General features: G+C 64.3%; 17 protein-coding genes. 4 read left to right on the top strand and 13 right to left on the bottom strand.

The window, feature by feature from the left end; genetic code table 11:
• Positions 1–48: 48 nt before the first annotated feature.
• The 4 genes from FHS03_RS19070 to FHS03_RS19085 form a co-directional block, all read right to left on the bottom strand.
• A complete protein-coding gene (locus tag FHS03_RS19070; protein WP_229426286.1) occupies positions 49–759 on the bottom strand; it encodes a response regulator in 711 nt (236 codons plus the stop codon).
• A 46-nt stretch (positions 760–805) separates the two neighbouring features.
• A complete protein-coding gene (locus FHS03_RS19075) occupies positions 806–1030 on the bottom strand; it encodes a hypothetical protein (protein ID WP_183442532.1) in 225 nt (74 codons plus the stop codon).
• Between the two features lie 93 nt (positions 1031–1123).
• Positions 1124–1747 carry a phosphohydrolase gene (locus tag FHS03_RS19080; RefSeq protein WP_371871736.1) on the bottom strand — a complete coding sequence of 208 codons (624 nt, stop codon included), beginning with the start codon at positions 1745–1747 and terminating at the stop codon, positions 1124–1126.
• Positions 1748–1920: 173 nt separating this feature from the next.
• On the bottom strand, positions 1921–4791 hold the full coding sequence (locus tag FHS03_RS19085; RefSeq protein WP_371871737.1) for a hybrid sensor histidine kinase/response regulator: 2871 nt from the start codon (positions 4789–4791) through the stop codon (positions 1921–1923).
• A 101-nt stretch (positions 4792–4892) separates the two neighbouring features.
• Here FHS03_RS19085 and FHS03_RS19090 point away from each other — a divergent pair, with 101 nt between their 5' ends.
• Positions 4893–5558, top strand: coding sequence for a LysE family translocator (locus tag FHS03_RS19090; RefSeq protein WP_183442534.1), 666 nt, complete (start codon positions 4893–4895; stop codon positions 5556–5558).
• Positions 5559–5567: 9 nt separating this feature from the next.
• Here the strand turns inward: FHS03_RS19090 and FHS03_RS19095 are convergent, their stop codons facing one another.
• Both FHS03_RS19095 and FHS03_RS19100 read right to left on the bottom strand, forming a co-directional pair.
• Positions 5568–6230 (bottom strand): YceI family protein, encoded by a 663-nt coding sequence (locus tag FHS03_RS19095; protein ID WP_229426287.1) that lies wholly within the window; start codon positions 6228–6230, stop codon positions 5568–5570.
• A gap of 252 nt (positions 6231–6482) precedes the next feature.
• Positions 6483–8453 (bottom strand): methyl-accepting chemotaxis protein, encoded by a 1971-nt coding sequence (locus FHS03_RS19100; RefSeq protein ID WP_183442536.1) that lies wholly within the window; start codon positions 8451–8453, stop codon positions 6483–6485.
• 298 nt (positions 8454–8751) lie between these two features.
• On the opposite strand from FHS03_RS19100, the gene FHS03_RS19105 reads away from it, so the two are divergent.
• Positions 8752–9450 (top strand): glutathione S-transferase family protein, encoded by a 699-nt coding sequence (locus FHS03_RS19105; protein WP_183442537.1) that lies wholly within the window; start codon positions 8752–8754, stop codon positions 9448–9450.
• A gap of 5 nt (positions 9451–9455) precedes the next feature.
• On the opposite strand, the gene FHS03_RS19110 is transcribed toward FHS03_RS19105, so the two are convergent.
• The 6 genes from FHS03_RS19110 to FHS03_RS19135 form a co-directional block, all read right to left on the bottom strand.
• A complete protein-coding gene (locus FHS03_RS19110; RefSeq protein WP_183442538.1) occupies positions 9456–9764 on the bottom strand; it encodes a type II toxin-antitoxin system RelE/ParE family toxin in 309 nt (102 codons plus the stop codon).
• A gap of 4 nt (positions 9765–9768) precedes the next feature.
• Entirely contained in the window at positions 9769–9957 is a 189-nt protein-coding gene (locus FHS03_RS19115; protein WP_183442650.1) for a hypothetical protein, read from the bottom strand.
• 50 nt (positions 9958–10007) lie between these two features.
• The gene (locus tag FHS03_RS19120) at positions 10008–10856 is read right to left on the bottom strand and encodes a CheR family methyltransferase (RefSeq protein ID WP_183442539.1); all 849 of its coding nucleotides are present in this window, start codon (positions 10854–10856) and stop codon (positions 10008–10010) included.
• A 20-nt stretch (positions 10857–10876) separates the two neighbouring features.
• Entirely contained in the window at positions 10877–15781 is a 4905-nt protein-coding gene (locus FHS03_RS19125; protein ID WP_183442540.1) for a hybrid sensor histidine kinase/response regulator, read from the bottom strand.
• Entirely contained in the window at positions 15774–17717 is a 1944-nt protein-coding gene (locus tag FHS03_RS19130; RefSeq protein WP_183442541.1) for a putative bifunctional diguanylate cyclase/phosphodiesterase, read from the bottom strand. The genes FHS03_RS19125 and FHS03_RS19130 overlap by 8 nt, the downstream gene beginning before the upstream one ends.
• Positions 17718–17959: 242 nt before the next feature.
• A complete protein-coding gene (locus FHS03_RS19135; protein ID WP_183442542.1) occupies positions 17960–20041 on the bottom strand; it encodes a prolyl oligopeptidase family serine peptidase in 2082 nt (693 codons plus the stop codon).
• A gap of 116 nt (positions 20042–20157) precedes the next feature.
• On the opposite strand from FHS03_RS19135, the gene FHS03_RS19140 reads away from it, so the two are divergent.
• On the top strand, positions 20158–20712 hold the full coding sequence (locus FHS03_RS19140; protein ID WP_183442543.1) for a hypothetical protein: 555 nt from the start codon (positions 20158–20160) through the stop codon (positions 20710–20712).
• Between the two features lie 5 nt (positions 20713–20717).
• On the opposite strand, the gene FHS03_RS19145 is transcribed toward FHS03_RS19140, so the two are convergent.
• Positions 20718–22454: a CehA/McbA family metallohydrolase gene (locus FHS03_RS19145; RefSeq protein WP_371871738.1), complete on the bottom strand. Its 1737-nt coding sequence runs from the start codon at positions 22452–22454 to the stop codon at positions 20718–20720.
• A 150-nt stretch (positions 22455–22604) separates the two neighbouring features.
• Between FHS03_RS19145 and FHS03_RS19150 the strand changes: the two genes are divergently transcribed.
• A complete protein-coding gene (locus tag FHS03_RS19150) occupies positions 22605–25793 on the top strand; it encodes a CHASE domain-containing protein (protein ID WP_183442545.1) in 3189 nt (1062 codons plus the stop codon).
• The last annotated feature ends 49 nt before the right edge of the window (positions 25794–25842 follow it).

The raw sequence follows: 25842 nt of genomic DNA on the forward strand, positions 1-25842 counted from the left end.
CGACGACATACAGCGGGGGAAAGTGAGCTGTATGTCCGTACAGTGATTCTACAGTATTTTCCCGCTGACCGTAAACTGCCCGTTTTCAGAGCTTGGCGTGGCGTTGAGGGCGACCCGGCTGGGCGGCTCGCCGATGCTCAGCTCGCCTGACCAGCTTTCGCCCTGTTGCAGGGCCAGCAAGGCCGCCGCCGCCTGCTGTTCATGGGCTTGGGCCTTGTCCAGTGCGGCTTGCAGGGCGGCGCTGCGCTGCTCCGATTCCTGCAGCCCGGCGTAGCCGCGCAGCGAGGAAATCACCGTGGTAAACAGCTTGCGCGTGGTCAGGTCGCTCTTGCACCAGAAATCGTTGATGTCGTAGTCGAGGATGATGCTGTGCTCCAGCGCCTGGCCGGGCTGGCCCGTGCGCAGCACGATGCGCACCAGCTTGTTGTGCAGCACTTCACGCACCTTGGTGGCGACCTTCAGGCCGGCATCGCTGGTTTCCATGATCACATCGAGCAGGATCAGGGCGATATCGGGCGTGCTGCGCAGGATATTGATGGCCTCGTCGCCGCTATAGGCGTGCAGGAAACTCAGGCGGCGGCCCATGAAGCAGGCGTTGCTGAGGGAAAATTTGGTGACCACATGCACGTCCACATCATCATCAACGATCAGGACGCGCCATGGTTCCGGGCTGGCGGCTGGGTTTTGCTCCTCCGGGGGAGCCTCATCTTCTATCATCCAGTTGGTACTGGCGTCGTCGTCTATTGCTTTCGCGTCCATGCAGTATCCCTGGCTAGTCAATCACGCAGCTACCATAGTGGTGACACTAGTCCTCGCTAGTATTTTTGTCAAAGGGTTCAAGCGTCTGTTGTGCACCAAGATGGGCGGTGAAAAATAAATTTTCAAGTGCTTGCGAACGGCTTTGATTTAACGCAAATGCAATGCGCAACTCATTGATTTTAAAGGGATAAATAATTGCTCGAAGAATGGGCAATTTGTTGAAACCCGCGCCAGTGCTGGCCTCCCGGCTTGTCAAGATGGGCTTGTCCACATCTTTATCCACAGCGAAAGTGGATAACTCGAAAATCCGCTTTAAAAACGTCTTCTTAGCGGCGATTTGTGAGGAGAAGCTTTCACTTGTGCATCAAATCGCATCCATCAGGCGTCGCAATTCGGCCAGAAAGCGCTCCTGGGCCAGATCGGGCGGCCAGGGTTCCCACGGCCGCCCCCCATACAAAGCCAGCAAAGGATCGTCCTGCAACGGCTCGCTGCGGATCTTCAGGATGCCGCGTACCTCCTGTCGCGACCAGCCGACCACATGGACCGCCTCGCTGGCGGCCGCGATGCGGTCGGCGCGCTTGTGGATACGGTGCTCAGCGCGGGTCCAGGCCGGCAGGCCATAGCGGCGGAATACGGCCGTCTCCAGCCGCTGGCTCAATTCGCGGAAACTCTCGCCCAGAAAAGGCTTGAGCACGGAAATGCAATCGAAACCCAGCAAACCCTCTTCGGCATCATGCAGCAGCTCGCGCAGCTCCGTCACCGGATCGAGCGGCGAGACCGACCACAGCCGGCGCAACTGCATCACCGTAATCGAATGCTGGGCCACCGACAAAGGCAGGGGCCAAGCCGAATGCCCGCCCCAGCGGTAAGTGCGCGCCAGACCCAGCGCCAAATCCGCGTCATCCCAATCGAAAGGTGTCGGATCCAGCAAATCGAGCCGCTTCCCCGACGGCATGCGCACCCAGGCGCGAGCATGGTTCATCTTCATCCCCGCATGCTACACGCCACCGCCAAGCCCTGCCAAGCCCACCCCTTCTTTGATCCAGCTCAAGTAATGTCCCACCTTGGTGTCAGGCACCTGAGGTGGACATTCTTTGATTTTGCGCAAAGAATGTCCGACCGTGGTGCCTGACACCAGGGTGGGACTTTTTTTGATTTGGGTCAAACGTGGGTGTCGGTGCGGAGGTCGGCGCAGGCTTGGTCGAGGCGGGTTTGCAGCTCGGGCAGGCGGGCGCGCACTTGATCGAGCTGGCCGGCGGCGGCCAGTTGTTCGAGCTGGTGACAGAGGCGGTGCAGTTCGTCGGAGCTGAGGTAGCCGGCGCTGCCTTTCAGGGCGTGGAAGGCGGAGGAGGCGGCTGGGCCGTTGCCGGCCAGGGCGGCTTTGCGCGCCAGCTCCAGGCGGCGCGGGGCTTCGTCGAGGAAGGCGTTGGTGATGCGCAGCATGTGCTGGGCCGAGAGGCCGGCCAACGGCATGATCTGGATGGCGCCCGGCGCGGCCGCCGTCTCGGCCGGGGCGACACCGAATTGCGCGGCCAACTTGGCTTCCTGCGGATTGCCGCTATCCAGGCCGGCGGGCTTGGCGTCGGCGCGCAAGGGCGAGGGCGCCTGCGCCGGCAACGGCCGGCCCCAGTTAAGCAGCTGGGCGATGGTCTTTTCGATCTGGTCGTAGAGCAGGCGTTCGTCCACCGGCTTGCTGAGGAAACCATCCATGCCCACCGCCAGATAGCGGGCGCGGTCATGGTCGCTGGCATTGGCGGTCAGGGCGATGATGGGGATGAGGGCGTCGCGCACCGGGTAGTCGGCCGTGCCGCCGCGCCGGATCAGGCGCGTGGCCTGCTCGCCGTCCATCTGCGGCATGCGGCCATCCATCAGCACCAGGTCGTAGCTGGCGGCGGTCAGCGCTTCCAGCGCCTGCACGCCGTTTTCGACGATGTGCACTGAGTGACCCATGCTTTCGAGCAGGGTGCTGATGATGATCTGGTTGGTGCGCACGTCCTCGGCGCACAGCACGCGCAGCTTGTGGGCGTGGCGTTCGTGGCGCGGCACCGAGAGGGGATCGGCTTCGGGTGGCATGCCCGGTTCCAGCGGCAGGCGGAAGCTGAACGTGGAGCCGTGGCCGACCATGCTGTCGGCGCGGATGGTGCCGCCCATCAGCTGAACCAGCTCCTTGCAGATGGCCAGACCCAGGCCGGTGCCGCCGTAGCGGCGCGTGGTCGAGTGGTCGGCCTGTTCGAATTTCTGGAACAGGCGGGGCAGGGTAGTGGCGGGGATGCCCGGGCCGGTGTCGCTGATGCTGAAGCTGACCATGATCTTGCCCTGCGCGCCGGGCGTGGCATGGCCTTCCAACCGCACTTCGCCGCTGTCGGTGAACTTGATGGCGTTGCCCAGCAGGTTAAGCAGGATCTGGCGGATGCGGGTCGGGTCGCCTCTCACATAGCGCGGCAGGTCGAGCGCCAGCTCGCGCCGCAGCAGCAGGCTTTTGGCATCGGCCTGGGCTTGCAGGATGCCGATGGCGTCGTCGACCAGGGCTTGCAGATCGAGGTCCACGGTTTCGATGCTCAGACGGCCGGCATCGATCTTGGAGAAGTCGAGGATGTCGTTGAGGATGGCGAGCAGCGCCTGGCTGTTCTGCAGGCCGATGCGCAGATATTCTTCGGTGCGGCCCTGCACCGAATGGTCGCGCAGCGCGAACTTGAGCATGCCGATCACGCCCGCCAGCGGGGTGCGGATGTCGTGGCTCATGGCTGACAGAAAGTCGATGCGGTGGCGGCTCACCACTTCCGCATGCTCCTTGGCCTCGGTCAGCTCGGCGGTGCGTTCCTGCACGCGCTGTTCGAGGTTGTTGCGCAGCAGGCGGATCTGGTCGGCCAGGGCGAAGGCCAGCAGGATGCCGTCCAGCGTGCCGCCCAGCAGGGCCGCCAGCTGGGTATTGTCGAACACGCGCGGCATCAGGCCCAGATTATTCGGCAGCACGATCAGCCCAGGCATGAGCAGGGCGAGGAAGCCCAGCACGAAGAAGCGCGCCGGCTGGTAGCCCTTGCGCCAGACCACGATGCCGCTGGACAGCGCCAGGACCATCCAGATCATGATGGCCAGCGTGGCCAGCGTGTGTGCCCACGACAGGGCGAGGAAGCAGCTGGGCAGCATCAGCAGCGACAGCCACAGATTGGCGTAGCTGGCGCGGTACAGGCGCGGTGCGTTCTCCTTCAAGTGCAGGAAATTGGTATAGAACAGGGTGCTCAGTACCGGCAGCAGGAAGAAGAAGATGTAGTGCACATTCAGCTGGCGCCAGCCGAACAAATCGGTGCCGAGGTGGAAGGTCAGCGCCCAGCCGATGGCGTAGGCCACCACATAGGCGGCGTAATAGATGGAGGCGCGCTGGCGCGTGATCAGATAGATGAAGAAGTTAAAGATCGCCATCGAGGCCAGCGCTCCCAGGCAGCCGATGATCAGGGTGTTCTCTTGCGCCGCCAGGGCGCGGTATTCGGCCTGCGGCACGAAGGCGAAGCCGGGGACGCGGGCGTAGTAGGGACTGTCGAAGCGCAGCAGCACGTCGACGGTTTCGCCGGGCAGCAGCGTGAAGGGTTTGCCGTAGTGGAGGAAGTATTCGTGGCTGGCGCGGTAGCCGCTTTGCATCCGCTCGACCTGGCCGTCGTCGCGGAAGATGTGGATGTCGATGCGGTCGATCAGGGTTTCATTGATATCGAGCACCCAGGCCGTTTCATTGCCGCTGTTGCGCACGCGCGCGTGCAGCCAGTAGGCGCCGCCCAGCAGATCGACTTTGGCGGCGGGCTTCAAGCGCGCGAGCAAGGCTTGCGCCTGCTCGGCATCGGCCGGCATGGCTTCATCCCGCGCCTGGTACAGGCGTCCGGCCAGATCGACTTCGAGGCTGGCGCCAGCGGCCAGCACGAGTTCCGGCGCAGGGCTGGACGCGGCCGGTGCGGCGTACGCCAAGGCGCCGCAAAACAGCTGCAACAGCACCAGATAGGCCAGCCAGACTGGCGGCGGGATACGGCGGGCAAGGCGGGACACGGCTTGGGACTATGACTTTTAATATGGAAGAGACAGGATTTTAATCGACATCGCGCTGTCTGGCGGCCAGGAAGGCCAACGGTGCTGACACAGTTTTTAGTATGATTCCACTTTCTTTGTTGGATGGAAATGCTATTGTGCTAATTTCGCCTGAACAGTTTTTCGGCTTTCTGGCCGCCGCCCTGCTGATTACCGTGTCGCCGGGGCCGGATAATTTGATGGTCCTCAGTGTCGGCATGTCGCGCGGACGCACGCAGGGCATGGCCTTCGGCCTGGGTTGCGCGCTCGGTTGTTTGAGCCATACCTTGCTGGCCACCCTGGGCGTGAGCGCGCTGATTGCCGCCTCGCCGCCGGCCTTTACGGCGCTGAAGGTGGCGGGTGGCCTATATCTGATCTGGATGGGCATCGGCGCCTTGCGCAGCCGGGGCGGCGCCCGCGTCGAAGGACAGGGGCTGCCGGACGAATCCTTGCTGCGCCTGTTCGGCAAAGGCTTGTTTGCCAACGCCATCAATCCCAAGGTAGTACTGTTCTTCCTGTCCTTCCTGCCGCAGTTCGTGGTAGCGGGGCAGGGCAGCGTGAGCTGGCAGACGGCGCAACTGGGCCTGATCTTCACTGCCCAGGGCTGCCTGTTGTTTGGCATGCTGGGCTACTTCTCGGGCGCCGTTGGCAAGTGGATCAACCGCAATCCTGGCGCCGGCATGTGGCTGGACCGCGTGGCGGGCGCCGTCTTCGTCGGTCTGGGCCTGCGCCTGCTCGTGGCGCGCTAAGCGTGGGCCTCAGCGGGCGGTGACGGTGAAACGCAGTTCCAGTTCGTCCTTCACGGCCAGCGCGCCGCCCAGCACGGCGAAGGGCACGATGCCGAAATCGCTTTGCTTGAAGACCAGCGTGCCGCTGGCGCTCAGGCCGCGCGGCGTGACGGCGATGCGCGCCGGGATCTGGTAGTTGCGCGTGACGCCGTGCAGGGTCACGGCGGCGTCCAGCACATCGTCCTTGCGCAAGATCTGCAGCAGCACCCAGGGATGGTGTTCCGCGTCCAGCGTGCGGGTCAGCATATTGCGGCGGGTGCCGGCGATGGCGTCCTCCGACGGGGAGGTTTTCAGGCCGGCTTCGGCGCGCAGGGCGCTTTCGTCGACCGTCATTTCATCCAGGCGAAAACGCAGGTCGGCCCGCTGCAGGCCTGGCGCGGCGTAGCCTTCCAGCTTGCGCACAGCCACCACATGGTCATGTCCGATGCGTGCCAGCAGGCCGCCGGTGCGTACGGTGACGGCGATCAGCGATTCTTCCGCATTGATCTTGAATACCGGCTGGCCGCCCGCCTTGGCTTGGCGGTAGAGGGCGGGAGGGAAGCTGGCGTCGGCGCCTTGCAGTGCCGGTTCCGGCTGCGCGGGCGCGGCGTCGGTAGCCGGTGGTGGCGCCGAGGCGCAGGCTGCGAGCAGCAAGGCAAGGAGGAATGTTGCGGACGACCTGAAAAAACTGGGCATTGTGAGTATTGGAGAGTTTGTCCTGGCGAACTTGGACTATCTTGAAAACAAGACGCTTGTTTCGCAGCCCCCCGATTGTGACAGTGTATGGTGCATTTGTCATGCCGGCGTAACAAGCGTGTGAGATGATTCCCCCGCTCTTTCAAATCTCTCCCGATTTGAATCCCTTGGCCCGCATCGTGGATGCGGGCGTTTTTTTGTGCGCCGCGTTCAGGCTTCGCCGCCGATGCGGAAGGTGCGCACCACCTGCGCCAGCTTGGCTGCTTCCTCCTGCAGGGCGCTGGCTGCCGCCGCCGCTTCTTCTACCAGGGCCGCGTTCTGCTGCGTCACCTGGTCCATGTTGACGATGGCGCTGTTGACCTGTTCGATGCCGGCCGTCTGCTCTTCGCTGGCGGAGCGGATCTCGTTCATGATGTCGGTCACGCGCTGCACGCTGCTGACCACATCGCCCATGGTGGAGCCGGCCTCCTGTACCAGCTTGCTGCCGGCGTTGACATTGCCGACCGAGTCGTCGATCAGCTCCTTGATCTCGCGCGCCGCCGCCGCGCTGCGCTGGGCCAGATTGCGCACCTCGCCCGCCACGACGGCAAAGCCGCGCCCCTGCTCGCCGGCGCGCGCCGCTTCCACCGCGGCGTTCAGGGCCAGGATATTGGTCTGGAAAGCGATGCCGTCGATGACCGAGATGATGTCCACGATCTTGCGCGAGGAGGCGTCGATCGCACCCATGGTTTCCACCACCTGCGACACCACGGCGCCGCCGCGCTGGGCGATGTCGGAGGCACTTTGCGCCAGCTGGCTGGCCTGGCGCGCATTGTCGGCGTTCTGGCGCACGGTGGCGGTCAGCTCCTCCATCGAGCTGGCGGTCTTCTCCAGCGCGCCGGCCTGCTGCTCGGTGCGCGAGGAGAGATCCTGGTTGCCGCTGGCGATCTCGCCGGAGGCGGTGGCGATATGGTCGGCGCCCGAGCGTACCTGCCCCACCACGGAGGACAGGCTGCTGCTGATGCCGTTCATCGCTTCGGCCATGCGGCCGATTTCATCGTCGCCCTCGGCCCGCAGGCGCACGCGCAGGTCGCCGTCGGCGATCTGGCGCGCCGCGTCCTGGGCATGGGCCAGCGGCAGGGTGACGATCTTGCGCACCACGAAGTACAGGGCGAGTGCGAACAGGAGCAGCGCGCCGAAGCCGAACAGGGCGTAGCGGGTGCGCAGCTTGACCGCTTCGCGCGTGATTTCCTCGGTATAGGCGCCGCCGCCGATCACCCAGTGCCAGTCCTTGACCCAGCCATAGGCCACGATCTTTTCGCGTGCCGAGGTTTCGCCCGGATTCAGCCAGGGGTAGCGGATCACGCCGTTTTTCTTCTCCAGCATCTCCTTGATGAATTCATGGCCGGACGAATCCTTGGAATTCAGGATGTTCGCGCCTTCGCGCGCCGGGTGGATGATCAGCTTGCCGTAGTCGGGACCGGGGCGTGAATCGAGCACATAGAAGTAGCCGGTCTCGCCCACCTTGATGGCCTTGATGCGTTCTTTCAGCACCGCGATCTCGCGCGACACATCGACGCCCACGAACAGGATGCCGACCACCTTGCCGGCCGCGTCGCGGATCGGGTCGTAGCGCGTGATGAACTGCTTGCCGAACAGGGTGGCCAGACCGGTATAGCTCTGGCCCGCGCGCAGCGGTGCATAGCCGGGATGGGCGCGGTCGAGCAGGGTGCCGATGGCGCGCTCGCCGTCTTCCTTCTTGACCGAGGTGGAGATGCGGATGAAGTCTTCGCCGCTGGCCGCGAACACGGTGGCGACGGCGCCGCTTTGCGCGGTAAAGCGGTCGGGGATGCTGAAGTCCATATTCAGCACCTTGCCGCCGTCGCTGAGCGCGGGTGAGGGCTTGCCGCCGACGTCGATGGTCTGGGCCGGATCGAGCGCGAATTTACCGCTGTAAGAGGCGGCTAGCACATTGGCAAAGCTGTTCGCTTCGCTGGTAACGGCGCCGTTGAAGACTTCCACCATATCGCGCACGCCGCGCAGTTCGGTGTTCAGTCCCTTGATTTCGCGTTCTTCAAGCAGGGCGGTGGTGCTGCTGCTGATCAGCACGATGAGGATGGCGAGAATCAGACTCACCAGGCTGAAGGTAAAGAAGGTGAGCTTTCCGCCTACGCCAAGTTGCCGGAATTGAAATGTCCTCATGGGAATTGCTTTCTTCTTTTAATGAAGTCCTAAGCCTGCTTAAAAGAAAGGATGGCAAAGTGTACTCCGTAGCGCGCGATCCCTGTCGCGCGACAGGCTGCCAGTTTGCCCCTAACTGGCACAGTTTCTTCCCGATGGGTGGGTTGCCCGTTGGAACCCCTATCCCCGCGCTAAGTATAGCGTTTTGACCGGCTCCCTCCTCAGATTGCGGCCGGTCTTTTTTTGTTCGCCAGCAAAAGTGTATGAATGACGCTATGATCTGTTTCCCCTTCATTGCAGCAGGCAGACAAGGACATTTATGATCGACTTTTATACCGCCGCCACGCCCAACGGTCACAAGATTTCCATTGCATTGGAAGAATTGCAATTGCCGTACACCATGCACGTGCTGAGTCTGTCGGCCAATGAACAGAAGCAAGACTGGTTCCTGGCCATCAATCCCAATGGCCGCATTCCCGCCATCGTCGACCGTGCCAATGACGATTTCGCCGTATTCGAATCGGGCGCGATCCTGATTTACCTGGCCGAGAAGGCCGGCCGCCTGCTGCCCGCCGATCCCAAGGCCCGCTCGCGCGCCCTGCAATGGCTGATGTTCCAGATGGGCGGCGTGGGGCCGATGATGGGCCAGGCCAATGTCTTCTTCCGCTACTTCCCGGAAAAGATCCAGGCCGCCATCGACCGCTACCAGGGCGAGAGCCGCCGCCTGTTCCGCGTGCTGGATGGGCATCTGAAGGATAACGAATACCTGGCCGGCAGCGAATATTCGATCGCCGATATCGCCAACTGGGCCTGGGTGCGCACGCACAAATGGTCGGGCGTGGAAACCGAAGGCTTGCCGCATCTGCAGCGCTGGCTGGCCCAGGTCGGCGAGCGTCCGGCCGTCAAGTGCGGCATCGAGCTGCCGCCGTCGCGCGCCATCGACGAGCGCGAGCAAAAAGGCGAGGAACTGGCTGCCGAAGTGCGCAAGATGCTGGAAACGGGCCAGTCGCGGGACTGAGCGGATCAGAGGCTAATCAGACTGGCGGACAAATCGCGCCGCTCGTGTAGGATGCGCAGCACGTCAATCCATATTCCATCTACGCGATAGAACAGCAGGAATGGAAAATGGTCGAGTTGCCAAACGCGCAGAGAGCGATCTGGTAGAAAGTGTGCATAACGGCGTGAGCCGACGCCGGGTTGGGAGCACAAGCCGTGCAACGTTGCTTCCAGTTCGGCGACAAACCGTTCAGCCAGTTCAGGTGAAATATCTGCGTAGTAGTCTGCAATTTCCAGCACGTCGCTTTTGGCGATCTGTGCGAGCTTGAAATCCACGGCCTTATCGCTTGGCGTTGATACGCGCACGCAATTCGCCAGCCAATTCCTCAATACTGATTTGGGATGACGGGCCGCTGCGGATGCCTTCCATAACGAGCTCGTATAGGCGCGCCTCCGCTTCGTTCTGCGGACCTAGCGCGTCAGCGTCGCGTGGCATCAAGAATTTGGGAGTTTCGGGCAGGGTGCTCATGGCTAGATTATAAGCCGGTTCGCTTTCGCACTACGAGTTTCTGTTGTATCTCAGGCGATGCGCTTGTACCAGGCTTGCTGGGGCAGGAGTTGCTGGTAGTGGCGGGCGTGGGCGTCGTCGCTGGCGAGGGGGCGGTCGAGGCCGAGGATGCCGAGTGGAGCGAGGCTGGCGTGGAATAGCGTCAGTACGCGCTGGCGCAGCAACGGGCCGAAGTCGGGAAGGGCGCGACGGCAGACGATGAGCTGGAATTCGTTGAAGGAGGCGTCCGTCACCAGATTGTATTGCGCCCAGCTGATGCGGCTGCGCAGCTGCGGCAGCAATACGGCGTGGCCGTCTTCGATCTGGAAGTGCACCGTCAGGCTGGCTGTGCCGCCCGCGTATTCGTACAGGCGCTGGCACTGCGCCAGCCGTTCTACAGGAATGCGGCAGGCGGCGGCTTCGGCCAGCAGCTCGTCGCTGCCGACAGTGGCGTGGATTTCGGTCCGGGCCAGCAGGCCTTCTTCTTCCAGCAGCACGGCCAGGGTCCAGGCTTGCTCGGCGCCAGCGCAATCGGCCAGCCAGACGCGCGGCAGGGCGGCGCCGCGCAGGCAGGCGTCGAGCAGGCCGCGTAGCTGCAACGCTTCCTGCGGATCGTCGAACAGCGTGGCGGGCGGCACGCTCAGCGCGCGCAGCAGGGCGCTGGCGCTGGCAGGATCGTGCAGGGCGCGATCCTGCAGCGACGACAGCGTCGCCAGGCCGCGCCGGTGCATCAGCGCGTACAGCTTGCGTTTCAGCGCGTCGCGCTCGTGCAGGCGGTAGTCGAAGCCGTAGCGGCGCACCAGCGCCTCCAGCAGCAGGTCCAATTCCAGTTCCTCCAGCTCCGCGCCGGCTTCGCTGCGCAGGTCCGATAAGGCGCCCATGGCTGTTCCTTCCGCCGCCATCAATGCAGCCAGACCCGCATCAGCGACAGCAGCTGGGCCACATCGACCGGTTTGGTGATGTAGTCCGAGGCGCCGGCGGCGATACATTTGTCGCGGTCGCCCTTCATCGCTTTCGCCGTCAGCGTGATGATGGGCAGTGACTTGAACTTGGGTATGCGGCGGATGGCGCGCATGGTGTCGTAGCCATCCATTTCCGGCATCATGATGTCCATCAGGACGATCTCGATGGTCGGATCGCGCTCCAGCACCTCAATGCCATCGCGTCCGTTCTCGGCGAACGATACCTGCATCTGCTGGCGCTCCAGCAGCGAGGACAGGGCGAAGATATTGCGCAAGTCGTCGTCGACGATCAGCACCTTGCGTCCCGCCAGCCCGCTGTCGGCGGCGTGGATCTCTTCCAGCATGCGCCGCTGCGCTTCCGGCAGGCTGGCTTGCGAGCGGTGCAGGAAGAGGGCGGTTTCATCGAGCAGGCGTTCGGGTGAGCGCGCATCCTTGATGACGATGGTCTTGGCATAGCGCTTGAGCTTTGCCACTTCCTTGCGGTTCAACTCCTTGGCCGTGTTGATGACGATGGGCAGGTCGCGCAGGCTGGCGTCCTTGCCGATGAGGTCGAGCAGGTCGAAGCCGCTGATATCGGGCAAGGTCAGGTCCAGCACCATGCAGTCGAAGCGCGCGGTGCGTAGCGCGTCGAGCGCTTCCTGGCCGGTGCCGACGGCCGTGATGTGCAGGTCGGCGTCGCCGATCAGGGTGACGATGGCGTCGCGCTGGTTCTGTTCATCGTCCACCACCAGCAGATTGCGTTTGCCGCCCAAGAGGAATTTCTGGATGCGCGCGAATTCTTCCTGCAAGGCGTCCTTGCTGACCGGCTTGTTCAGGTAGGAGATGGCGCCGCAGCGCAAGGCGCGCTCGCGTTCGCGCAGGCTGGACATCACATGCACCGGGATGTGGCGCGTGCTCGGGTCGCGTTTCAGGCGATCGAGCACCGTAAAGCCGTCGATATCGGGCAGGTCCAGGTCGAGCAGGATGGCCGAGGGCAGGTAGTCGCGTGCCAGGCTCAGGGCCGAATCGCCCTGGTGGGTGACGATGCCCTTGAAGTTCTTCTCGCGCGCGAAATCGAGCACGATCTTAGCGAAACGTTCGTCGTCCTCGATGATGAGCACCGAAGGGTCGCCCGGCGCGGTCAGGCCGCGGTCGTCGATGGTCGAACCATAGGTTTCGGCGTCGGCCTCCTGTTCGGCGGCAAAGCCGCTTGCGCCTTCGACTTCGGCCGGTTCGGCCGGCTGTGGCGGGGTGTACACCACTTTCGGCGGCGCGGGCGGCAGGCGCACCGGCGGCTGGCGGCCGGTATCGTAGTTGATGAAGCCGGAGCGGTTGTACGGCAGGAAGAGGGTGAAGGTCGAGCCCACGCCGACCGTGCTTTCGACGCGGATTTCGCCGCCCAGCAGGCGCGCCAGTTCGCGCGAGATCGACAGGCCCAGGCCGGTGCCGCCGTATTTGCGCGCGGTCGAGCCGTCGGCCTGCTGGAATGCTTCGAAGATCAGCTGCAGCTTGTCGGCCGCGATGCCGACGCCGGTATCGCTGACGGCGAAGGACAGCACGGCGTCGGCGTGGCCCAGGTTCGGGTGGTCGCTGCTCCAGCCGCTTTGCACCAGGCCGATCACCAGCGAGACCTGGCCGTGGTTGGTGAACTTGAAGGCGTTCGACAACAGGTTTTTCAACACCTGCTGCAGACGCGTGGTGTCGGTGGTGAGGGCAGCCGGCAGGGCGTCGGCCAGCTCCACCGAGAAGCCCAGATGCTTGGCCTCGGCCATGTGGCGGAAGGTGCGGTCCACATAATTGCGCAGATTGAGGAAGCGGTATTCCGACACGTCCAGCGTGACCGTGCCGGATTCGATCTTCGACAGGTCGAGAATATCGTTGATCAGGGTCAGCAGGTCGGAGCCGGAGCCGTGGATGGTCTTGGCGAATTCGACCTGCTTGCCGGACAGATTACCCTCCGGGTTGTCGGCCAGTTGCTGCGCCAGGATCAGCAGGGAGTTCAGCGGCGTGCGCAGCTCGTGCGACATATTCGCCAGGAACTCGGATTTATATTTGGACGACAGCGCGAGCTGGGTGGCCTTGTCTTCCAGCGCCAGCTTGGCCTGTTCCACCTCGCGGTTCTTGCGTTCCACCTCGATATTCTGCTCGGACAGCAGGCGTGCTTTTTCCGCCAGCTCCTGGTTGGTCTGCTGCAGCTCCTGGGCCAGCGACTGCGATTGCGTCAGCAGCGATTCGGTGCGGCTATTGGCCTCGATGGTGTTGAGCACCACGCCGATCGACTCCATCAATTGGTCGAGGAAGGAGAGGTGGGTTTCGGTGAAGCGGTCGAGCGAGGCGATTTCGATCACGGCCTTGACCTGCTGCTCGAACAGGATCGGCAGCACCACGATATTGGTGGGCGGCGCCGCGCCCAGGCCGGAGGACACCACGATATAGTCGCGCGGCACGTCGGTCAGCCAGATGCGCACCTTCTCCAGCGCGCACTGGCCGACCAGGCCTTCGCCCGGCAGGAAGGAGGTCGGCAGCTTGCGGCTGGAACGGTAGCCGTAGCTGGCGATCATGCGCAGGCGGGCATCGTATTCCTGCGAGTCCATCATATAGAACACGCCGTGGTGGGCCGATACCAGGGGGGCCAGCTCGGACAGAATCAGCTTGGTCACGGCCTGCAGGTCGCGCTGGCCTTGCAGCAGGCGGGTGAAGCGCGCCAGATTGGTTTTCAGCCAGTCCTGCTGGGCATTCTTCTGCGTGGTTTCCTTCAGGTTGCGGATCATCTCATTGATGTTGTCCTTCAGGTATGACACCTCGCCGCGCGCTTCCACCTGGATGGAGCGCGACAGGTCGCCGCGCGTCACCGCCGTCGCCACTTCCGCAATCGCGCGCACCTGGTTGGTCAGGTTGGCCGCCAACTGGTTGACGTTCTCGGTCAAGTCCTTCCAGGTGCCGGCCACGCCGGACACATTGGCCTGGCCGCCCAGCTTGCCCTCGGTGCCGACTTCGCGCGCAACCCGCGTCACTTCGGAGGCGAAGGAGGACAATTGGTCCACCATCACATTGATGGTGTCTTTCAGCTCCAGGATCTCGCCCTTCACGTCCACCGTGATTTTCTTGGACAGGTCGCCGCGCGCCACGGCCGTGGTCACGGCCGCGATATTCCTCACCTGGCCGGTCAGGTTGGAAGCCATGAAGTTCACATTGTCGGTCAAGTCCTTCCAGGTGCCGCCCACGCCCGGAACATAAGCCTGGCCGCCCAGCTTGCCCTCGGTGCCCACCTCGCGCGCCACGCGCGTCACTTCCGATGCGAAGGAAGACAGCTGGTCCACCATCACGTTGATGGTGTTCTTCAGTTCCAGAATCTCGCCCTTCACGTCCACCGTGATCTTCTTCGACAGGTCGCCGTTCGCCACGGCGGTGGTCACTTCCGCGATATTCCGCACCTGGCCGGTCAGATTGCCCGCCATCGAGTTCACGCCGTCGGTCAAGTCCTTCCAGGTGCCGGCTACGCCCAGCACATTGGCCTGGCCGCCCAATTTTCCCTCGGTGCCCACCTCGCGCGCCACGCGCGTCACTTCCGAGGCGAAGGAGTTCAACTGGTCCACCATCACGTTGATGGTGTTTTTCAGCTCCAGGATTTCTCCCTTCACGTCCACCGTGATTTTCTTGGACAGGTCGCCGTTCGCCACGGCGGTCGTCACTTCCGCGATATTCCTCACCTGGCCGGTCAGATTGCCCGCCATCGAGTTCACCGAGTCGGTCAAGTCCTTCCAGGTGCCGGCCACGCCTTTCACCTGGGCCTGGCCGCCCAACTTGCCTTCCGTGCCCACCTCGCGCGCCACCCGCGTCACCTCGGAGGCGAAGGAGGACAGCTGGTCCACCATCACATTGATGGTGTTTTTCAGTTCCAGGATCTCGCCCTTCACGTCCACCGTGATCTTTTTCGACAGGTCGCCGTTCGCCACGGCGGTGGTCACGGCCGCGATATTCCGCACCTGGCCGGTCAGGTTGGACGCCATGAAGTTCACGTTGTCGGTCAAGTCCTTCCAGGTGCCGCCGACGCCGGGCACGTAAGCCTGGCCACCAAGCTTGCCTTCGGTGCCGACCTCGCGCGCCACCCGCGTCACTTCCGATGCGAAGGAGCGCAGCTGGTCCACCATCACGTTGATGGTGTCCTTCAATTGCAGGATCTCGCCGCGCACGTCCACCGTGATTTTCTTGGACAGGTCGCCGTTCGCCACGGCGGTGGTCACTTCCGCGATATTGCGCACCTGGGAGGTTAGATTGCCCGCCATCGAGTTCACCGAATCGGTCAAGTCCTTCCAGGTGCCGGCCACGCCTTTGACCTGGGCCTGGCCGCCCAATTTACCTTCCGTGCCGACCTCGCGCGCCACCCGCGTCACCTCGGACGAGAAGGAGGACAGCTGCTCCACCATGGTATTGGCGGTGGTCGCGGCGCGCAGGTACTGGCCCTTGAGCGGATGGCCGTCCACCTCCAGCGCCATGGTCTGCGACAGGTCGCCCTTCGCCACGGCGCCGATCACGCGCGCCATTTCCGTGGTCGGCCGCACCAGGTCGTCGATCAGGGTGTTGACGGAGCTGATGATGGTGCTCCAGCCGCCCGCAACGGTCGGCACGGCGGCGCGCTGGGTCAGGCGGCCTTCACGGCCGACCACGCGGCTCACGTCGGTCACGGCCTTGACCAGCTTCTCGTTGTTTTCAATGATGTCGTTGAGCGTATCGGCGATCTTGCCTGAAACGCCGGTCCAGTCGGACGGCATGCGCACAGAGAAATCGCCTTTTTTCAGCGCCATCAGGGTGGACAAGATCAGGCGCAGGTCCAGTTCCTCGGGCAGTTCGGTCATATCATTCATTGACGAAATCCTCTTGGGGTAAAGGGGTATGTCCGCTCATATACAAGGTAGGCAGCACTTCCTGCGCCGGCAGCGGAGGGCAGAACAGGTCGCCCTGGTACTGCTCGCAGTCCACGCTCTGCAGCACGGCCAGCTGGCTCTGATTCTGCACGCCCAGGGCCATGACCTGCATGCCGAGGGCGCGCGCCAGGTGGACAATGGCGGCCACCATATCGCTGCCGCCTTCCACCGTGCCGATATTGCGCACAAAGCCGGCGTCGATGCGCATCTGGTCCAGGCCCAGCTTGCGGCAGGTCGCCAGCGAGAAGTGGGCGTGGCCGAAATCGTCCAGCGCCAGGCGCACGCCGCCCGACTGCAGCTGGTGCAGCACGCCCTCGATCGCCTCGTTATGGGCGTGCAGCAGGGCCTCGCCCAGTTGCAGCGTGATGCTGCCGGCCGGCAGGCGGTGCTTGCGCATTTCCGCCAGCAGGCGCGCTGGAATTTCGGTATGCAGCTGGGTGGTCGCCAGGCGCAGCGACAGGTGCAGCGGCGCGCAGCCGGCGGCCACGCCGCTGACTGGCGCCCCACTACCGGCGTTGAAATCGGGCAGGGACAGGCCGGGCGGACGCGGACCATCGCGCCACAGCGCCGCCTGGGCGCAGGCGACGCCGACCAGCCAGGCGTCCAGCCGGTCGAGCAGGGCGCGGTCCTGGATATCGGCCAGGAAGCGCGGCGCGGCCAGCAAGCCCTGGTGCGGGTGGCGCCAATGCAGCTGGGCTTCCACGCCGCTGGCGCGGCCGGTCGCCAGGTCGACCTGGGGCTGGTACAGCACTTCCAGCTGGCCGCTGACCAGGGCCAGGCGCAGTTCCGACGTCCACAGCTCGCGTTCGCGTTCCAGCTGGTTCAACTCATCGTGGAAGAATTTCAGGCTGCCCTCGTCGCCGCCGGCATGGCTGGCGCGCGCATGGCTCAGGGCCAGGTCGGCGTGCTTCATCAGCTGCTGGGCATTGTCCGCGTCATGCGGATAGAGCGCGATGCCGATGCTGCTGACGTTCTTCAGGCGGTGGATGCCGATATCGAAGGGCCGGGCATGGGCTTGGCCGATCTTGTGCGCCACGCGCGCCGCATTGGCGCCGGCGCCGTTGCCCTCGATGAGCACCGCGAATTCGTCGCCGCCCAGGCGCGCCACCACGTCGGACACGCGCACGGCGGCCGACAGCCGCGCCGCCACATGGCGCAGCAGCTCGTCGCCGACTTCGTGACCCAGACTGTCGTTGACCTGGCGGAAGCGGCTGATGTTCACGAACAGCAGGGCGAATTCGCCGCGCTGGCGGTCGGCCGTGGCGACGGCATGTTCCAGCTGCTGCACCAGGGAGCGGCGGTTGAGCAGGCCGGTCAGGTTGTCGCGCGTCTGCAGCTCGGCGGCGCGGCGCTCGGCTTGCTGGCGCTCGGCCATTTCCTGTTCCAGCTCATGGCCGATGCGTTCCAGTTCCTGCTGGCGCTGGGCGCGCAGGCTCTGGTTCAGTTTGTGCAGCTCGTCGGCCTGGTCGCGCAGCTGCATGCTCTTGCGCGCCAGTTCGGTGAACACCGCCACCTTGGCTTGCACGATCTGCGGCACCAGGGGCGTGAACAGGTAATCGGCGGCGCCGTTCTGGTAGGCGCGCAGGCGGTTCACCTCGTCGGCATAGTGGGCCGTGATGAAGATGATGGGCACCGCGCCCGAACGCGGGTGGGAACGGATGGCGTCCGCCGTGTCGAAGCCATCCATGCCGGGCATGCTCACGTCGAGCAGGATCACCGCGAACTCATGGCGCAGCACGGCGCGCAGGGCGTCTTCGCCCGAGACGGCGGCATGCAGCTCATAGCCGCGCCGGTCGGCTTCGGCGGCCAACAGGCTTTCCAGCGCAAACAGGCTGGCGGGATCATCGTTTACAAGGAGGACTTTGGGAATCTGCACAGCGGAACCACGGCAATTGAAAGTTGATCGGCCCTGTCAGCGCCTCTTGCGAATGTCCACGATACTCCACCAGGAAGACGAGTCAAGCAAAAGATTTAAGGACGGACAAGGTGACAAAATCCGACATTTTATCAATTGGGCAATGTTTATTGCAGGTATTTTTTTCAGAATAAAACAGCCGGCCGGCGGGTGGCGCACGTTTGGCGCCCCCCGCCGGCCGGCAAAGTGCCGCAATCAGCGCCTTATTTCAACTGGTTCAGCAGGAAGGTATAGGTCAGCGCCCACATCTGCGCCTGCTGGTCGTTGTTGGCGGCGCCCGCGTGGCCGCCCTCGGTATTTTCCCAGTACAGCACATCGTGGCCCTGTTCCTTCATGCGCGCCACCATCTTGCGCGCATGGCCCGGATGGACGCGGTCGTCGCGAGTCGAGGTGGTAAACAGGGTGCGCGGGTAGTGCTTGTCCTTCGACACATTATGGTAGGGCGAATATTTGCTGATATAGGCCCACTGCGCCGGGTCGTCCGGATCGCCATACTCGCCCATCCAGGAAGCGCCGGCCAGCAGGCGGCTGTAGCGGCGCATATCGAGCAGCGGCACCTGGCAGACGACGGCGTTGAACAGGTCGGGGCGCTGGGTCAGCACCGCGCCCACCAGCAGGCCGCCATTGCTGCCGCCCATGATGCCGAGGTGGCGTGGGCTCGTTACCTTGCGCTTGGCCAGATCCTGGGCCACGGCGATGAAGTCGTCATAGGCGCGCTGGCGGTTTTCCTTCAGCGCCGCCTGGTGCCAGCGCGGGCCGAACTCGCCGCCGCCGCGGATATTGGCCAGCACATACACACCGCCATGCTTGAGCCAAGCCTCGCCCGTCACGCCGCTGTAGAAGGGCTTGAGCGAGACTTCAAAGCCGCCATAGCCATACAGCACGGCGGGATTCTTGCCATCCAGCTTGGCGTTCTTGTTCATGACCACGAAGTAAGGCACTTTGGTGCCGTCCTTGGAGCGCGCTTCGAACTGCTTGACGGTGTAGGGCTTGGCGTCGAAGAAGGCCGGCATGGACTTCAGGGCTTGGCGCTTGTCGCTGCCGGCCTGGGCCAGATAGAGCGTGGCCGGATTCAGGAAGTCGGTCACGGTCAGGAAGTACTGGTCGGATTCGACCGGGTCGAGCGCGGCCGCTTCCAGCGTGCCGAAGGCGGGCGCTTCGACGGCGCGGCGCTGCCACTTGCCGTCCACGTGCTTGAGTTCGACCAGGCGGTTCTTGACGTTTTCCAGCTCGTTCAACAGCAGGGCGCCGCGGGTGACGGTCACGCCGTCCAGCGAACGCGTGGGCGAGGGCGTGAACAGCACGTCAAACTGGCGTCCGCCCTGCATGAAGCGGCGGAAATCGGTGGCCAGCAGCGCGCCTTGCGGATAGGTCTTGCCCTCGACCTTCCATTCCGAGCGCAGCTCGATCATCAGCTGGTCGCGCACGGTGTAGGCATTGGCATCGTCCGGCTTCGGCACTTTTTTCAGCTGGCCGCCTTCGTACAGGAACAGCTCGCTGCTGTAGAAACCGATCTGGCGCGTGATGAACTGGGCTTCATAGCCGGGCGTGAAGTCCTTGTAGGCGCCGGCGGCCAGATCCTCGGGCTTGGCGTCATACAGCTGGCGCGCGCTGCTGAGCGGGGTGCCGCGCTTCCATTCCTTGATGATGCGCGGGTAGCCGGAGGTGGTCATGGAGTCGGGGCCGAAGTCGGTGGCGACGAAGACCGTGTCCTGGTCGATCCACGCCACATCGCTCTTGGCTTCGGGCAGGGCGAAGCCGCCGGCCACGAAGGCGCGTTGGCTCACATCGTATTCGCGCAGCACCTGGGCGTCGCCGCCGCCGCGCGAGAGCGCGACCAGGCAGCGTTCGCCTTTCGGGTAGAGGCAGTTGACGCCGGCCCAGACCCAGTTTTCCTTTTCCTCTTCGGCCAGCTTGTCGAGGTCGATGATGGTTTCCCATTCCGGCTCGGCCTTCTGGAACTGTTCCAGCGTGGTGCGGCGCCAGATGCCGCGCACATGCTGCTCATCCTTCCAGAAATTGTAGTAATGGCTGCCGTACTTCTTGACGAAGGGAATGCGCTCCTTGGAGTTGAGGATGGTTTTGAGGCGCGCCTGGATGGCCGGGAACTGGGGGCGGGCTTCCAGCTCTTTCAGCGCGGCGGCATTCTGGTCCTTGACCCAGGCCATGGGCTTGTCGCCGCCGACTTCCTCCAGCCATTGATAGGGATCGGCCTGTTGCGCCTGGGCGCTCGCGGCGGCCAGGCCCAATACCATGCTGCCAGCCAGTTTCCGGTATGCGTGCATCACATCTCCTCTAGGATAACGAGGCTGATACTCTACACCAATCTTGTTATTTTGAATGGTCAGTTTTACACTGCTTTGGCGCCGGCATGGGCCGGACGGCTCAAAGGAGAATCAGAATGAAGACGCTGACCCTGGCGCGGACGCCGTCCGCCCTGTCCCTGCTCCTGCCCTTGGGCGCCGCATGGCTGGCGGCCGTGCCGCTGGCGGGTCTGGCCGCCGAGGCGCCGGCCGCCGCGGCCAAGCTGGCGCCGCTGGCTTTTCTGGCCGGCCATTGCTGGCGCGGCGATATGCCGGGCGGCAAGGCCAGCGATACCCATTGCTTCGAATGGCTGTATGGCGGCCACTACCTGCGCGACCGCCATGTGGTGTGCGCGCCGGGGCGGCCCGATTATGAGGGCGAGACCCTGTATTTCTACGACCATGGGCGGCAGCAGATTGCCTACATCTATTACGAGAACGCGGGCGGCATCGGCCGCGGGCTGGCCCTGGGCGAAGGCGGGCGTCTGGTCTTCCCGGAGGCGGAGTTCGTTTCGGCCTCGGGCGGCAAGCTCGCTTACCGCGCCACCTGGCAGCGCATCGGCGACGCGGCTTACGAGGCCAGCAACGAGATCAAACGCGACGGCCAGTGGCGCAGCGAATTCACAATGCGCTTGAACAAAGTGGCGCCCTGACCGGCTCAGGGCGGAGCTTGCTGATTCACCCAGAGCGGGGCCGACCAGAGCTGCTTGCCGTCGTCCTGGGTCAGACGAGCGTAGTAAAAGTGCTGGCCGTGGGTGGGCGTGATGGTGAGCGTGTCCCGGTCCTGGGCCAGCAGGCGCGTGCTGGCTTTCTGGCCGGGCACGCCTTCAAAGATTTCCACCCGCACGGGATAGTGGCCGCCGCTGCTGGCGTAGCCGAGCTGGAATTGCAGCGGCCCGCTATTGTCGAAACGTTCGCCCATCAGGTGGCCGTTGGCGCTGAACACCAGTTGGCTGCCCTTGTCCATGGTGGCGAAGACGCGGCGCTGCCGCAGGGCCGTGACCAGATTGTCCAGCGTCAGGCTGTCGCCGGCGGGCAGCAGCACGCCGGTGCGGTTGCTGTAGGCGGCGCCCCAGTTGGCGCAGTGGTTGTCCTGGTTGCTGCTGAAGGCCAGGTGGTAGCCCGCTTCCAGCAGCACGCGGCAACGCTCTTCATAATTGCTGAGATGGCTCTCCTGCTCATCGTTGCGGTTGGAGAAGGCCGAGCTGTTCATCACCTCGCACAAGACCATGGCCTGGTCGCCGTCGCCGCTGAAGGCGAAAGCCTGGCCGCCGATGCGGAACTGGCTGTCGCCGGGATGGTTGAACTGGCCGATCCAGCCGCGCTCGCGCATCAACTGGTACAGGTTGGCGTAATCGCCTTTGGCGGTGAAGGTGTCGGCCATCAGTTCGCCCGCGCCATTGCGCTCCCATCCGAGCAACTCGGGGCTGTTGAAAATATTCAAGTGGCCGCCCTTGCTGATGACGCCCCATTCCATGCCATAGATGCCGAGAAAGCCGGGATGGGCGGCGTTGAAAGCCGTCGTCTGTTCCCGCCCGCTTTGGTAGAGCTGGCGCGCGCGGCTCGCGTCGGCGTTCGGATCGCTGCCTTCGGAACCGTCGTACATATGGTTATGCTCGGACGTCATAAGGAAGTCCAGGCCGTGCGCGCGCGCGTAGGCAAAAGCTTGCGCCGGACCGGCTGCTGCGCTTTGCGGCTCCTGCGCGCCGTGGCAGCCGGGCAGCTCGCCGCCACCGTCGCTGTGGCCGGTCTGGCTGTGCAGATTGCCGAGGTAGACGGTGTAGGGCCGGTCCGCGCTGGGCAGCTCAGCCAGCGGCTTGTCGGCGCGGCCAGCGGCGGGCGGCGCGGCGGCGGCCTGGCCGGCCAGCGGCAGCGCCTTGCCGCCCGCGATGCACAGCAGCGGCGGCTGGCCGATGGCGATGGGCCAGCTTTGTTCGATGGCCTGTTCCGCCCGCCACGCCAGACGTGCTGGCGATGTCGCCTTGCCGCGCGCGGCGCGGGCCGGCGGCTCGGGCATGGCGCGTAAGCGTAGATGGTAGAGACCGGCTGGTGGCCGCGCTGCCGCGGCATTGCTGGTCCGGCCCGCTGCCCAGGCGGGATCGAGTTGCAGTTCCGCGCCGCGCAGGGCGGCTTGGCCCCGCCAGCGGCGCAGACTGCGGCCGCGCTGGTCGAGCAGGTCGAGCTGCCAGCGCAGGCGCTGGCCGGATGCGGCGCCGGGATAGCGGAAGCGCAGATGCAGCGGCCGTGCGCCGGTTTCGCCGCCGAGGAAGGGCGCGTCGAGCGCCGCCTCGAATTCATGGTGGTCGGCCGCGCCTTGCTGGGCGGCGGCTGGCGCCAGCAAGCTGCAAGCGAGCAGGGCGGCCAAAAGCGGCTTGGCCGCACCGGTTTCTTGCACTGAAATGATACTGGCGGTAAATATGTCGGATCGAAGCGACACCATTTTTTCTTCCCCCCTTTGCTGCTTGGAGCGGGCGGGCGAAAAATGGTTCGCACTGGCGTTTAATAGTATGCTGCTGCAATGCAAGAGGAAAATTCCGGCGGATCGATGCGCAAACTCAATGAGCTTGGGAATAGTCTGGTCAGTACGCGCTTGCTGCTGTGGGGCGCGGGCCTGGCCTTGGCTGGCGCCGTCGGAATGATGCTGTATGCCACCGCTGCCAAAACGGTGGAAGACGATGCCCAACTGCGCTTCGACAACCTGACGCGCGCCACCCAGTACAGCATCTCGGCCCGCGTGAAATCCTATTCGGATGTGGTGCGCGGTCTGGTGGCCCTGTTCCAGACCACGGACTCCCTGACGCGGCTGCAATTCCGGCAGTATGTCAACAGCCTGAATATGCCGCTGCATTTTCCGGCGATCCAGGCCATCAATTACGCCCCCTATATTCCCGCCGCCGAGCGCGAGGACTTCGTGGCCGCCGTGCGCGCCGACCGCAGCATCAATCCGGCCGGCTACCCCAAGTTCGACATCAAGCCGCCGGGCCAGCGCGGGCACTACGCGCCGCTGACCTACCTGGAACCGATGGATATGCTGATGGAGCGCTTCGGCGTCGACATCACGGCCAATCCCGCCATCGACCGCGCCATGGAGCTGTCGCGCGATACGGGCCAGATCAGCGCCTCGGGCCAGCCGGTGCTGCTGAAAAAACCGGCGCCGCATATCGGCTTGGGCATGCGCCTGCCGGTCTACCGGCGCGGCCTGCCGGTGCACGATGTGGAGAGCCGCCGCGCCGCCTATCTGGGATCGGTCGGCATCGGTTTTTCCGTGGCCAAGCTGGTGCAGGGCGCGATCGACGAAATGGCCGACCGCCAGGTGCATATGATCCTGTACGCCGACGGCGCCAGCGATCCGGAAAAGCGCAGCCTGAGCATCGGCAAGGAAGACCGCCTGCTGTTCAACGATAACGGTTCCATCGATGCGCCGCCGGTCTTGCCGGGCAATTCGGACGACTACTTCCTGACCGTGCTGCCCATCGATTTCAACGGCACCTTGTGGAAGGCGCGCTTTCACGCGCGCAAGACCGATATGGTGCTGGGCTTCGACCGCTGGTTTCCGCTGGTGGCGCTGGGCACGGGCTTTGCGGGCACCCTGCTGATCTACCTGTTCTTCTTCAGCCTGTACTGGCAGCGCCGCAGCGCCCAGGAGCAGCGCCGCCTGCTGGACAGCGTGCTGAATAATGTGGATGCCCATGTGTATATGAAGGACCAGGGCCGCCGCTTCATTTATGTGAACGCGAAGATGGCCGAGGCCATGGGCCTGCCGGTGGAGCAGATCATCGGCCGCCTGGACCGCGAGGTGATGCCGCTGCGCGATGCCGAGCAGGCCTGGAACGAAGACCGCGCCGTGTTTGCCGATAGCCTGAAACGTTCGGGCGAGGGCAAGTATGTGGACCGCCACGGCGTGATCCACCATCTGTGGACGGTGAAAGCGCCGGTGGAGGGGGAGCAGGGCGTGAGCGCGGTCATTGCGCTGTCCACCGACGTGACGGAGCTGCACAATTTGAAGGAGCAGGCGCAGGCGGCCAACCAGGCCAAGAGCGACTTCCTGTCGAATATGAGCCATGAGATCCGCACGCCGATGAATAGCGTGATCGGCATGGCCCATCTGGCGCTGAAGTCCGTCACCAATCCCAAGCAGCGCGACTATCTGCAAAAGATTTACCACTCGGGTCAGCACCTGCTGGGCATCATCAACGACATCCTCGACTTCTCCAAGATCGAGGCGGGCAAGCTGGATCTGGAAATGCTGGACTTCACGCTGGAGTCGCTGCTGTCGAATATCTCGAACCAGCTGGGCGAGTCGGCTTCGCGCAAGGAGCTGGAACTGGTGTTCGAAATCTGGCCGGGCTTGTCGCGCCAGATGCGCGGCGATCCGCTGCGCCTGGAGCAGGTGCTGCTGAACTTCACCAGCAACGCCATCAAGTTCTCGGAAAATGGCCGCATCTATATCCGGGCCCGGCCGGTGGAAGACCGCGACAACTACACCATGGTGCGCTTCGAAGTGCAGGACAACGGCATCGGCATGAGCCCGCAGCAGGTGGAAAAACTGTTCCAGTCCTTCCACCAGGCCGATACCTCGACCACGCGCAAATACGGCGGCACGGGCCTGGGCCTGGTCATCAGCAAGCAGCTGGCGGAGCTGATGGGCGGCGGCGTGGGGGTGGACAGCGAGCCGGGACACGGCAGCACCTTCTGGTTCACCGCGCGCCTGATGAAGAGCACCAATTTCCTGCAGGAGCCGCAGAGCGACGCGCTGCAGGGGGAGGTGGCGGCCTCGCTGCGCGGCGCCTCCATCCTGCTGGTGGAGGACAATATCTTCAGCCAGCAGGTGGGCCAGGAACTGCTGGAGGATGCCGGCGCCACCGTGGTGGTGGCCAACAACGGCAAGGAAGCCATCGACCTGCTGCTAAAAGAGCATTTCGACTGCGTGCTGATGGATGTGCAGATGCCGGTGATGGACGGTTTCGAGGCGACGCGCCTGATCCGTCTCCATCCCAAGCTGTCCGGCACGCCGGTGATCGCGATGACGGCCAATGCCGGCCGCGAAGACCAGGCGCGCTGCCTGGAGGCGGGCATGGACGAATTCGTGACCAAGCCGATCGCGCCGCAACTGCTGTTCGCCGTGCTGGCCAAGTGGCTGGGGCAGCGTGCCTCCGATGGCGCCTCGCGCACGGCGCGGCCAAGGCCGCCGCCGCGCGAGGCCGCGTCGCTGGAAAATGCGCCGCCCATCGCCAGCGTGGCGGAAGCCGCGCCCGCCGCCTTGGCGCCCAAGATTGCGATACCGGCGCCGGCGGCGTTGCCAGCGGCTTCGCCTTCACCTGCGCCTTCGCCTTCGCCTGCGCCGGACGACGATGGCGCGGCCGATATGGCGCTCGCCGGCGAGGCCGAACTATTCGATCTGCGCGCCTTGGCCCAGACCTTCGGCAACAAGCCGGACAAAATGCGCAAGTACGCCCTGATGTTCCTCGACTCGGCGCGCGACAGCATGGTGGAAGTGGACGAGGCGCTGCAACTGGGCGATATGAAGCGCCTGTCCGAGCTGGGGCACCGCATCAAGTCCTCGGCGCGCGCCGTGGGCGCCATGAGTTTCGCCGACCTGTGTCTGAGCCTGGAGCGTTTGAAGCCGGAGGATGGCCTGGAGCAGGCGCGCGCCATCGTGGTCCGCATGCAACCCTTGTTGGCGCGCTTGAAAGAACATGTGGCGCAGGAACTGGCGGCCAGCGTGCCAGGCTAGCGGCATGCGAGCCGCGCGCGTGGTCCAGGGTTTGTATTCGGCGCGCGAC

The sequence above is a fragment of the Pseudoduganella violacea genome (assembly GCF_014191875.1).
GTDB classification, from domain to species: Bacteria; Pseudomonadota; Gammaproteobacteria; order Burkholderiales; family Burkholderiaceae_D; genus Rugamonas; species Rugamonas violacea_A.